Annotated in this window: 12 protein-coding genes; 11 read left to right on the forward strand and 1 reads right to left on the reverse strand. The window is 48.3% G+C overall.

The window, feature by feature from the left end; translation table 11 throughout:
• The first annotated feature begins 61 nt into the window (after positions 1-61).
• The 9 genes from ftsH to B2U90_RS08895 all read left to right on the forward strand — a co-directional run bounded on the left by ftsH (position 62) and on the right by B2U90_RS08895 (position 10,213).
• On the forward strand, positions 62-2,044 hold the full coding sequence (gene ftsH, locus B2U90_RS08855) for an ATP-dependent zinc metalloprotease FtsH (protein ID WP_277345551.1): 1,983 nt from the start codon (positions 62-64) through the stop codon (positions 2,042-2,044).
• A 200-nt stretch (positions 2,045-2,244) separates the two neighbouring features.
• Positions 2,245-3,216, forward strand: coding sequence for a biotin--[acetyl-CoA-carboxylase] ligase (locus B2U90_RS08860; protein ID WP_292017606.1), 972 nt, complete (start codon positions 2,245-2,247; stop codon positions 3,214-3,216).
• Between the two features lie 146 nt (positions 3,217-3,362).
• Complete coding sequence (locus B2U90_RS08865; RefSeq protein ID WP_059076712.1) at positions 3,363-4,127, forward strand: type III pantothenate kinase; 765 nt, start codon at positions 3,363-3,365, stop codon at positions 4,125-4,127.
• Complete coding sequence (gene dusB, locus B2U90_RS08870; RefSeq protein WP_075581983.1) at positions 4,111-5,100, forward strand: tRNA dihydrouridine synthase DusB; 990 nt, start codon at positions 4,111-4,113, stop codon at positions 5,098-5,100. Before B2U90_RS08865 ends, dusB begins: the two co-directional genes overlap by 17 nt.
• A gap of 113 nt (positions 5,101-5,213) precedes the next feature.
• Positions 5,214-5,702: a transcription elongation factor GreA gene (gene greA / locus B2U90_RS08875; protein ID WP_059076714.1), complete on the forward strand. Its 489-nt coding sequence runs from the start codon at positions 5,214-5,216 to the stop codon at positions 5,700-5,702.
• A 24-nt stretch (positions 5,703-5,726) separates the two neighbouring features.
• Complete coding sequence (lysS, locus tag B2U90_RS08880) at positions 5,727-7,232, forward strand: lysine--tRNA ligase (protein WP_075581984.1); 1,506 nt, start codon at positions 5,727-5,729, stop codon at positions 7,230-7,232.
• A gap of 68 nt (positions 7,233-7,300) precedes the next feature.
• Positions 7,301-8,530, forward strand: a complete 1,230-nt coding sequence (locus B2U90_RS08885) for a hypothetical protein (protein WP_234995382.1) — start codon at positions 7,301-7,303, stop codon at positions 8,528-8,530.
• A 123-nt stretch (positions 8,531-8,653) separates the two neighbouring features.
• Positions 8,654-9,118 (forward strand): BREX-3 system P-loop-containing protein BrxF, encoded by a 465-nt coding sequence (gene brxF, locus B2U90_RS08890; RefSeq protein WP_059076717.1) that lies wholly within the window; start codon positions 8,654-8,656, stop codon positions 9,116-9,118.
• A gap of 264 nt (positions 9,119-9,382) precedes the next feature.
• A complete protein-coding gene (locus tag B2U90_RS08895) occupies positions 9,383-10,213 on the forward strand; it encodes an undecaprenyl-diphosphate phosphatase (RefSeq protein ID WP_059076718.1) in 831 nt (276 codons plus the stop codon).
• 57 nt (positions 10,214-10,270) lie between these two features.
• On the opposite strand, the gene B2U90_RS08900 is transcribed toward B2U90_RS08895, so the two are convergent.
• On the reverse strand, positions 10,271-10,738 hold the full coding sequence (locus B2U90_RS08900; protein WP_292017607.1) for a hypothetical protein: 468 nt from the start codon (positions 10,736-10,738) through the stop codon (positions 10,271-10,273).
• 142 nt (positions 10,739-10,880) lie between these two features.
• Between B2U90_RS08900 and B2U90_RS08905 the strand changes: the two genes are divergently transcribed.
• Together B2U90_RS08905 and B2U90_RS08910 are read left to right on the forward strand one after the other, a co-directional pair.
• Positions 10,881-11,432, forward strand: coding sequence for a DUF805 domain-containing protein (locus B2U90_RS08905; RefSeq protein WP_292017608.1), 552 nt, complete (start codon positions 10,881-10,883; stop codon positions 11,430-11,432).
• A 13-nt stretch (positions 11,433-11,445) separates the two neighbouring features.
• A complete protein-coding gene (locus B2U90_RS08910; protein WP_292017609.1) occupies positions 11,446-11,664 on the forward strand; it encodes a FeoA family protein in 219 nt (72 codons plus the stop codon).
• Positions 11,665-11,709 lie beyond the last annotated feature (45 nt).

Raw genomic sequence — 11,709 nt, forward strand, 5'->3', positions numbered from 1 at the left:
TCTCCTTGCGGCAGGGATGAACCTGTATATTCATAAAAACGTGCGCGAAAGGAGCAGTATTTTGAGTAAATTTGTGCGGAATGTAAGCCTTTACTTACTTATTATTATCGTTGCCGTCTCCATCATAGATGCTTTTACGACTAATAAGTCAGACAAGTCCGAAATCACGTATACGAATTTCATGAATCAGGTCCAGCAGAAGAAAGTAGATGCTGTACAGATTACGGATGATCATGCCATCGTCGGTCAGTTGAAAGATGGTACGTCCTTCACTTCCTATGCACCGACTGATTCGGCCTTGCTGCCGGCACTTCGGGATGCCGATGTCAATATCATTGCCAAGCCGCCTGAACAGCCTTCCTGGTGGATGAGCATGCTTAGCAACGTGTTGCCAATCCTGATCCTGATCGGTGTGTGGTTCTTCATCATGCAGCAGACACAGGGCGGTGGCGGCCGGGTCATGAATTTCGGTAAAAGTCATGCCAAAATGCATGGAGAAGGAAAAATCAAGGTTTCCTTCAAAGACGTTGCCGGTGAAGATGAAGCTAAGGAAGAGTTGTCAGAAATCGTCGAGTTCCTGCGCAACCCGAGCAAATATAACAATATCGGTGCTAAGATTCCGAAAGGGGTTCTTCTTTTCGGACCTCCCGGGACGGGTAAGACGCTGCTTGCCCGTGCTGTTGCCGGGGAAGCAGGCGTGCCGTTTTTCAGCATCAGCGGTTCGGACTTTGTAGAAATGTTCGTCGGCGTCGGTGCGTCCCGTGTACGTGACCTGTTTTCCCAGGCCAAGAAAAATGCCCCCTGCATCGTCTTCATCGATGAAATCGATGCCGTAGGCCGTCAGCGTGGTGCTGGCCTCGGCGGTGGACATGATGAACGGGAACAGACACTGAATCAGCTGCTGGTCGAGATGGACGGGTTTGGCGCCAATGAAGGAATTATTACCATCGCCGCGACGAACCGTCCGGATATCCTTGACCCGGCATTACTCCGTCCGGGCCGGTTTGACCGTCAAATTACTGTAGATCGTCCGGATCTGCGGGGACGGATTGCCATCCTGAAAGTACATGCCAAGGGGAAACCGTTGGGTAAGGACGTCGATCTGGAAACGATTGCCAAGAAGACACCGGGATTTACCGGGGCCGACCTGGGCAACCTGCTCAATGAAGCGGCTCTCCTGGCCGCACGTCAGGATAAGAAAGTCATCAATATGCCGGAACTGGAAGAAGCCAGTGAAAAAGTATGCTTCGGTCCGGAACGGCGCAGTCATGTCATCAGCGAAAAGGAAAAACGCCTTACGGCTGTACATGAATCAGGCCATGCGCTCATTGCCTATCTGCTGCCTGATGCCGATCCGGTCCATAAGGTCACGATTATTCCCCGCGGCCGTGCGGGCGGATATACGATGATGCTTCCGGAAGAAGACCGGTCTTACGAAACGAAGTCATACTATCTGGCTCAAATCCGCGTCGCCCTGGGTGGCCGGGCTGCAGAACAGATTGTATTCAACGAAATCAGCAGCGGTGCATCGGGTGATCTTCAGAGCGTTACCCGTATTGTCCGCCAGATGATTACCCGCCTGGGCATGAGCAGCAAGCTGGGGCCTATGGTATTCGGGGAACAGCAGGAACAGGTGTTCCTGGGTAAGAACCTTGGCCACGAACGCAATTACGGTGAACGCGTAGCCGAACTGATCGATAAGGAAATGCATGATATAGTTTCCGAAGCCTATGCAGATACACTCCGCATCCTGCGGGAACATCTCGATGCCCTGAAGAGCATGGCAAATGCGCTGATGGAAGTAGAAACAATCAACAGTGTGCAGGTAAAAAACCTCGTCGAATACGGTACACTGGATGCACCTGAACCGGAAACGGCTGATACAGATGCGGCCCAGAGTGCAGGCACAGAAACACAGGAAGCAGGTCAGACTGCACCGGAACCTCTGGCTGATTCCAAGCCAGACGATAATAAAACGGAAACGCCGTCTGGTTCTGTAGAAGTCAGCCCCTGGGGAAATACACTGAATAAAAAAGATGAATAAATAAAATAAAGCTGCAGCTATAGTTGCAGCTTTATTTTATAGAAATTGCTAGAGCGATTTGTTTATTAACATATCTTAAAGTTTTATCGATTACGTAATTTTATGGTATTGACAGTAAAAACTATTATGCTACAATTGCAGTAGGAAATAAAACTGGGTTGCATCCCCGCTGTATCGGACAGGGGAAAGGAGGAACGAATTTGAGACAGGATATCTTGGATTATTTACTGGAACATAAAGGTGAATTTGTATCAGGACAAAAAATATCAGATATGTTCGGCATATCCCGCACCGCTGTCTGGAAGCATATCCGCGTCCTGAAACAGCGCGGATATGTCATAGAATCATTTACAAAAAAAGGGTATTGCCTGAAGGAAGCACCGGAACTCCTGCATCCTGATGCCGTTACACAAGGACTGCCGACTAAAGTCATTGGCCAGAATCTGGTTTATTACGAAAAAACAGATTCGACCAATTCATTGGCCAAAAAACTGGCCAATGAAGGGGCGGAAGAAGGTACGGTTGTCGTGGCAGAAGAACAGAGCGGCGGCCGGGGACGGCTGAATCGTTCCTTTTTATCGCCTTTTGCCCAGGGACTATGGTTTTCGCTTATCCTGCGCCCTCCTTTCCTGCCTATGGAAGTATCGAAGATGACTCTTCTCGCTGCCGTGGCGATCACTCATGCTCTGCGCCAGCAGGGACTGGAATGCGGAATTAAATGGCCCAACGATATTCTGGTGCATGATAAAAAGATTGTCGGTATTCTGACGGAACTCAACGCTTCTATGGAAAAAATCAATTATTTGATCATAGGCATCGGCATCAATACGGGCATTACGAAAAAAATGCTGCCCCGGGATCTGAAAAAGACAGTAACCAGTTTTGCCATGGAAAATATACCGGTAAACAGGACAAAGCTGCTGCGGGATGTTTTCTGTGACTTGGAACGTTACTATTTTGAAGCGGAAAAAGAAGGATTTTCTCCCATATTAGAAGAATGGAAGAAATTATCCTGCATGCTTGGTAAAGAAGTAGAAGTCGTCATGCCGGACCGCACGTTTTCCGGTGTGGCTTTTGACCTGGATGACAGTGGAAATCTGCTGGTCCGGACTGATAGCGGAGTAGAACGGGTCCTGGCCGGCGATGTCCGCGTCCGCCCGATTCAGGCGTAAAGGCAATTTTTCATAATTTTTATGGTACGTGCTCTGTCTTTTTATGGTAAACTCTGTTATCATATAGGAAGTGTGATACAGTGACAGAGACGGTTATTTCATCTGCCGTCTGTTGTATCGAATCGAATACAGAGGTGGATCAAACCATGCTATTAGTTATTGATGTAGGCAATACCAATATTGTGCTCGGGATCTTTGATGATAAGACACTTCTCGATCATTGGCGTATTTCGACAGATCGTCTGCGCACGACCGATGAATACGGCGTGCTCGTGCGCAATCTTTTCTATTTAAATCATGTGAATTCGGAAGAAATCGACGCTATCATTATTTCTTCCGTCGTGCCTTCTGTCATGCCGACTTTGGAACGGATGTGCCAGCGTTATTTTGGCATTGCGCCGCTTATCATCGGCCCGGGCATCCGGACTGGCATGGATATAAAATATGACAATCCCCGTGAGGTGGGAGCCGACCGCATCGTCAACGCTGTTGCAGCGTATGAATTATATGGTGGTCCGGTAATCATCATTGATTTTGGTACGGCTACTACGTTCTGTGCCGTCGATAAGAAAGGAGATTATCTGGGCGGGTCCATCTGTCCGGGTATCGGCATTTCGACAGATGCACTCGTACAGCGCACGGCTCTGCTGCCCCGTATCGAAGTGCGGCGCACAGAGCGGGTTATCTGCCGCAATACAGTAGAAAGTATGCAGGCAGGCGTGTATTATGGCTTTGTGGGCCAGGTGGATGGCATCGTATCACGGATGCGCCGTGAACTGGGGAGCAATGCCCGTGTCGTCGCAACGGGAGGACTGGCCGTCATTATTGCCCCGGCGACGAAATCCATTGATCTTGTCGAACCCATGCTTACCTTGGAAGGATTGAGAATTATCTATGAACGCAACCGCTAAGCCGTTTTATATCGGCACTGTGCGGCTTTCTGCGCCTGTGATACTAGCTCCGATGGCTGGTGTCTGTGATTTACCGTACCGCGTCATTGCTCATCGCTATGGCGCGGCTTTGGTTTGTACGGAAATGGTCAGCGACAAGGGGCTGCTGTATCATAATGTACATACGCAGGACATGCTGCGCATAGCGCCGGAAGAACATCCGGTATCCATGCAGATTTTTGGGGCCGACCCTCATACGATGGCAAAGGCGGCAGCTTCGGTAGAAGAAGCGGGTGCCGATATAATCGATATCAACATGGGATGTCCTGTAAAAAAAGTAGTGACCAATGGCGAAGGAGCGGCTCTCATGAGAGATCTTCCCCGGGCGGAAGCGATTATCCGTGCCGTCGTCCAGGCTGTATCCATTCCCGTTACGGTTAAAATGCGTACGGGGTGGAATGAGGAGGAATTTACGGCTCCGGAACTGGCAAAACGGGCGGAAGCGGCCGGGGCGGCTGCCGTTACGGTCCATGGCAGGACGAGAGAGCAGTTTTATAGCGGGAAGGCCGATTTGAAAAAAATCGCTGCCGTCGTCCGGGCTGTATCCATCCCGGTCATTGGCAACGGGGACATTATCGATGGACCGTCGGCTGCGCGGATGTTCGATGAGACAGGGTGCCAGGCCATCATGGTCGGCAGGGGAGCCCAGGGAAATCCCTGGATTTTTCCACAGATACGGGCTTATCTGGAATCGGGAACCATACAGTCCCCGCCGTCACCGGCTGAACGGTACCGGCAGATGCTGGAGCATTTCCAGGCCCTGCGGGCCTATAAGGGCGATTATACAGCTCTCAGGGAAATGCGTTCCCATGCAGCCTGGTACACGAAAGGATTGTACGGGTCGGCAGCCATACGGGAACGGCTCAACAGGGCAGAAAGTACGGCTGTTTTTGAGTCCCTCATCAGGACATTGCTGGAAAAGGAAGAACATTGACACCAGGCACGTATATGCATATAATTAAAGTTACGGTAAAAATAACAGATAGACAGGGCGATGCCTTGTGTATCTGTTTGTAATTTAAGTATCCAATACAAAGGAGTAATAACATGGCTAACGAAACGCTGATTACCCAGGAAGGTCTGCAGAAGTTAAAAGACGAATTAAATGAATTAAAATCTGTCCGCCGTATCAAGGTATCGAAACGTATCCAGGAAGCTATCGCCCTGGGCGATTTGAGTGAAAACTCAGAATATGATGATGCAAAAAACGAACAGGCCCTGGTCGAAGGGCACATTGCCGAATTGGAAGCAAAAATCCGTACGGCAAAAATCATTGAAGAAACGGAAGACAGCAGCGCGAAAGTACGCCTGGGCTCCAAAGTTATTCTGGAAGACGTAGAAACGGGGGACCGCTTTGATTATACCGTAGTCGGCACAGCCGAAGCGGATCCGTTCAATAATAGAATTTCCAATGAATCTCCGGTAGGTTCGGCTATTCTGGGACAGCGGATCAGTGCATCCAATCCGGCTGTTGTTACCGTCAAAGCACCGGCAGGTGAATTGAAATACCGTATTTTACCGCCCGATGCAGAATAAACAACTTAGGAGGAACCAATAATTATGGCTGATACGAAACAGAATACAGCACCGATTGAAGAAGAAAAGTTAAATGACCAGATGAAGGTCCGCCGCGAAAAAATGCAGCAATTTATCGATGCGGGCATTTATCCCTTCGGTCAGAAATATAACTGGGATCATCATGCCCAGGACGTCAAAGAACAGGCAGAACAACTGGAAAAAGATCAGACATTTGTCAGCGTTGCCGGACGCCTGATGGCAATCCGCCGCCATGGCAAGACGGCATTCTGCGTGCTCCGTGATATTACCGGGGAAATCCAGCTTTATTTCCGCAAGGATGTATTGGGTGAACAGTCCTACGATTTATTCAAACTGCTCGATATTGGTGATATTGTCGGCGTAGAAGGCCCTGTCTTTACGACTCACACGGGAGAAACGACAATCCGCGTCGAAAAATGGACGCTCCTTTCCAAATCTCTGCGCCCGCTGCCGGAAAAATTCCATGGCCTGACCGATAAAGAAACGCGGTATCGCCAGCGTTACCTGGACCTGATTGTCAATCCGGAAGTCAAAGATACGTTTATCAAGCGCTCCCAGATCATAAAGGGAATCCGTAAATATCTCGACGACCGTCATTTCCTGGAAGTCGAAACGCCGATGCTCCATACTATTGCCGGCGGTGCTGCAGCCCGACCGTTCAAAACTCATCACAATGCGCTGGATATGGACATTTATCTGCGTATTGCCCCGGAACTGCATCTGAAACGACTCCTCGTCGGCGGACTGGAACGGGTCTATGAAATGAACCGCTGCTTCCGCAATGAAGGAATTGATACCCGTCATAATCCGGAATTTACAACCGTCGAATTGTATCAGGCTTATGGTGACCTGGAAGATGTCATTTTCATTACAGAAGATATGGTTTCCAAACTGGCACAGATGCTCTATGGAACGATGAAACTGACTTATATTGATAAAGAAATCGACCTGACTCCTCCCTGGGACCGGATGACGATGATAGAAGCGGTCAAGAAATACAGTGGAGCCGATTTTGAAGGCGTTACGGATATCGGAGTGGCGCGCAAGATGGCTGATGAACATCATGTCGAATATGGTCAGTACGATGGCGTTGGCAAAATCATCAATGCTTTCTTCGAAGCATTTGTAGAAGAAAACCTGATTCAGCCGACCATCATTACGGGACATCCGTTGGAAATTTCTCCGCTCACCAAACAGGACCGCGAAAACCCACTCCTGACATACCGTTTTGAAGGGTTTATTTATGGCCGGGAACTGGCAAATGGCTTTTCTGAATTAAACGATCCCATTGACCAGCGGAACCGCTTTATCGAACAGATGAAGGAACGGGAACGGGGCGATGACGAAGCTCATCAGATGGATGAAGATTACTGCCGCGCTCTGGAATATGGCCTGCCACCGACGGGTGGTCTGGGTATCGGAATTGACCGTCTCGTCATGTTCCTGACGAACAGTGCCTCTATCCGCGACGTCCTCTTATTCCCACTGAGCCGTCCGGAACAGAAATAATGTTAAAAACACCCTTTGAACCACATCGAAGGGTGTTTTTACTATATCACGTTTTGAAAGGAGGGCGCATGATGAAGTATTCGCTGCGTGTTCTGGCAACCCTTCTGTGCCTGGGTCTGATGGCCTCATCACCGGCCCTGGCGGCAGAGATGCCGGCACAGGAAACTACCTTGTCCGGGGAAATACCTTTGTTTGTCCCTGCTTCGGTACCGGTACAGCCGGCAGAGCAGCAGAAGGACAAAAAACAAGATCTGAAAAATCAGACAGAACGCCCGGGAAAAACGTCGGATCAGCAGGAAAAAGACGGAAAATCCGTTGCAGATCATGACGGACTCGTCGTAGATGAAGTCACACAAGACCGGACGTTAAGTGAAGCTGATTTTGCCTTTAACGGCCTTCATGCCGGAGATTCTCTGCAAAAAGTAAAACGTATTTTTGGCAGCCCGACGAAATATGCCCAGAGTGCCCATTATACAGAACTGAAATATAACCGCAAGGACCTGGACATGACGGTACGCCTGCGCAATGATACGCCTCAGATTTTGAAAGAAGCGGCGGCCGGCCGGAAGGCAGTCCACCCCGGTGTCGATTCTGTCACACTGGCTGAGGGGCCGGATGTCTATATCGGGCCGGGGATTCATCTCGGCCACCCGGCAGAACTCCTGGTACGCAAATACGGACGTCCTTTGCAAGTATTGCGCGATGCCGATGCCAATGTCTATTATTTCGTTTATGAAAACCCAGGAAAGGATCATGTCCTGGTCTTTGCCATCGGGGAACGTAAAGTGGCCCGTGTTGCCCTGTTGCCGCCCAGACCGCCGTATATTGAAGGGCGGCCTCTGGAAAAAATCGGCGGCTGGACACCAAGAGATTTTACTCTCGTGGGATATGGTGTCAACGAACCGTTTGTAGCCAATAAATATAATATGTGGACCAATCTGGTCAAACGCAGCGGGGGTAAATTCTGGCTGTACGGTACGTATGGCGTCGAAGTAGACCGGCATAATATGGTAAAGAAAGTATTTCTCCTTACGAATAGCAGTTATACCGGCCGCGGAGCCACTCTGGGATACCGCCTCTCAACGATATTTTCCCTTTATGGTGAACCCAGCCGTATAGAAAAAGGACCGGCAGGGGAGCAATTTGTCGATGCCTATTATTATGACAGTCCATTCCAAAAAGGCGTTTCCCTCGTGTTCATCAGTAAGCATCAGACGGATTACGTCGATGATGTCCTGCTCATCAGCGAACCCATTAAAAATATCCAGGACCCCATGGAACGCTATGGTTTGAAGTAGAAAACGCCGTATTTTACAAGCCGTTTCTAAACTTAATAAAATAAATAGGAAAAATGCTTTACTTACAAGGCCCGCATCCAGTATAATAAATATAAATAATAATTGCAGATGAAGGTGATATCCATGGTTACAGATGCAGATGTTTTGAAACGGTGGAAGTACATTGCACAGGAAGAAGAAAAACTTCTCATCATTATCGGCGGACCTGGTTCAGGCAAGAGCAAACTGATTCGTGAACTGACCTTCCAGGATGGCTGGAAGATTTGCGAAGCCAAAGACCTCTTTGATGATGAATTTCTTGAAATTCCCCGTGCAGACCGGCCGGAAAAGGCGATTTCCCTTATTTCCGAAGCTATCCACAGACTGAATGCCCGTGTCGTAATGATTGATAACGTCGGGTTCTTATTTGCGCCGATTTTAAATTTGAATCCTATTGAAATGCTGAAGAAATTGAGCCGCGAATGCCCGATTATCGTCAGCTGGCGCGGTCATCTTGAAGGTAACACTCTGTATTTTGAACACAAAGGCGATCCGAAATACGCTAAATTTACGATTGAAGACCCGAATCACGTCATGAGTCTTGATTAAGGCGGACCAGAAGAAGGTCTGGCCTGTAGGTGGCAGGATGTAAGCTGCCATTTTATAAGCATGAACATAACAGGAGCTGCAACGAAGTGAAGACGATTCATTTCGTTGCAGCTCCTGTTATGTTTTGCCGGATATCCATTTGGTCCGGACATGTTTACGGATTTCTCTATCTTTCTGTCAAGGTGTGTGATATAATTTTTTCTATGCGTGTGAAAGGTTTTGTTTTCTGACCACTCATGGATTTATGACAAAGGAGTTATATCAATGAACGATTATATGATTGCCGTCATCCTCGGCATTGTCGAAGGCTTTACAGAATATCTGCCTGTATCTTCCACCGGTCATATGATTCTTGTCGGTGACTGGCTGGGATTTGACGGTCCCCGGGCCAGCGTGTTTGAAGTGTTTATCCAGCTTGGTGCGATTCTTTCTGTGCTCATCATTTACAAGGAAAAGTTTATCCGCATGTTATATCAGTATCGCTGTTGGAACTTATTCCGCCGGGAAAATTGGTTCCGCACCGATACGGGACTTACACTGGCCCATGTGGCAGCCGGTATTGTCCCTGTCATGGGTATCGGCTATCTGGCCCATCATGCCATTAAGACATATCTCTTTTCTGCAGGTACGGTTATTATCGGTCTGATTATCGGAGGCCTGTTCATGCTGGCTGCGGAAAAGGCTCACATGAAGGTGCGCTGCAAAGATGTAGAAAAGATGACTATCGTTCAGGCATTCCTCGTCGGAGCATTTCAGATGCTGGCTCTCTGGCCTGGCTTTTCCCGTTCTGGTTCGACCATTGCCGGAGGCTTGTTCCTGGGCATGAGCCGGAAAGCGGCAGCTGATTTTTCTTTTATCATTGCTGTCCCGGTCATGATCGTAGCCTGTTTTTATGACTTACTGAAGAGCTTATCTTATCTCAGTGGCAATGACCTGGTCATGATTGCCATCGGATTTGTAACGGCTTTTATTGTAGCCTACGTGTCCGTCCTGTGGTTCTTGAAATTCCTGAATAAATCGACACTGGCATCCTTTGCCTATTACCGCTTTGTCGTCGCACTGGTGTCGTTCCTTCATTTCTTTGTGCTGAATTGATGGATAATAGGTAAAAAACACCGGATTCGTCCTGGATAAGGAGGAATCCGGTGTTTTTTACGGGTGATTTGCCAGCTGTTTCGTAAAATCAGTCATAATGTCTGTAATATAGGGACGGGGATCGACATTTTTGGGGATATCGCGGACGATATTTTCCAGCAGAGTGCGCAGCATGATATTGACTCCCTGGGCGTAGACGTAATAATAGTAGCGCAGATGATCGCTGCCTTTCAGTATGAGAGGGGCCAGTTCATCATTGGCGGCAAAGGCGGCATCGTAAAAATCGAGAATATTGTCTTTGAACCGGTCCATATCGATTTCTTGCTTTTCATATCCCTGGGTGAGGTCTTCCCCTATTTTTGCAAGCAGTCCGGGGAGTTCGGAGAGCTTTTCCGGTGCCGTTATCTGTTCATCTTCCATGAGGTGAATGACCGTATGGAGGGAAGATACAATAGATTCGCAGAAAAAATTAAAAGTGAAATAGCCATCTGAACCGGTTAAATTTGTTATCATATGATTGTTCATCGCCGTTCTCCTTTCGTGTTGTTGCTATATTATAACATAGATTTGTGGAAAATATTTGAGTGCAGGCACAGAATATGATACCATTTAGAAGAAAACAGCTATCATCAGTTGCATTATAAGCGGTTATACAGGAGGTATACACATGTCCCGCAAGAAATTGAAGTTAGAAAAGCGGTCCCACCAGTCGGCGCGTATCCATAAAGGTCTGGAAATGCCCGTCGGAATGGGATCGGAAGACAGCATTCTGGGATTCCGCAATGGCCAGGAACTGAAAGAAAAATATTTTGCCTTTCAGGGACGCATTGCCCGACGACCTTTCATTATGCGGACATTGCTGCTTATCGTGGCGCAGTTTATGTTTACATTCATTCTCTATAGTAAAATCGTAGAATCGATTATTATCCATCGCATTGATTTTGCCTGGGGATTTGGCATTCTGCTCATCGTATTGACCATTCCGACCGTCTGGTCCCAGTTGTCACTGGGATGGAGGCGTTGTCATGATATGAATAAAGGAGGAGCTCTTTTTATCATTCCGTACTTTTGCTATTTAGGCAGTTATGTAGCTCCCATCCTGGCACTGGATACGCTGGGGACAGCTGTCCAGTCCATTACAGCCGTTTGTTTCCTGGCCTTTTTCACCGTACGGGGAACAGAAGGTGACAATGCGTACGGTCCGGAACGGTCCCGGTAAGGGGGGGAATAGTATGACGCTAGATCAGGGAATAGCAGGACATACGTATATTGTAGAAACGTTGAACCTGGCGCCGAGAATTGAAAAACGTCTGCAGGCGCTGGGAATGATAGTCAGTACACCCGTCGATGTCCTGAACAATAAAAATGGCGGCACGATGATCATCAAAGTACGCAATACGCGGCTGGCTATTGGCAGGGGCATTTCGTCCTGCATTGTAGTAAGGAGCTGACACTATGCTGGGATTGGGAAAAAAAGAAAGGGGAAAGCATATTCC

It is taken from the genome of Megasphaera sp. UBA4233 (genome assembly GCF_002395615.1).
Lineage (GTDB): Bacteria > Bacillota > Negativicutes > Veillonellales > Megasphaeraceae > Megasphaera > Megasphaera hexanoica.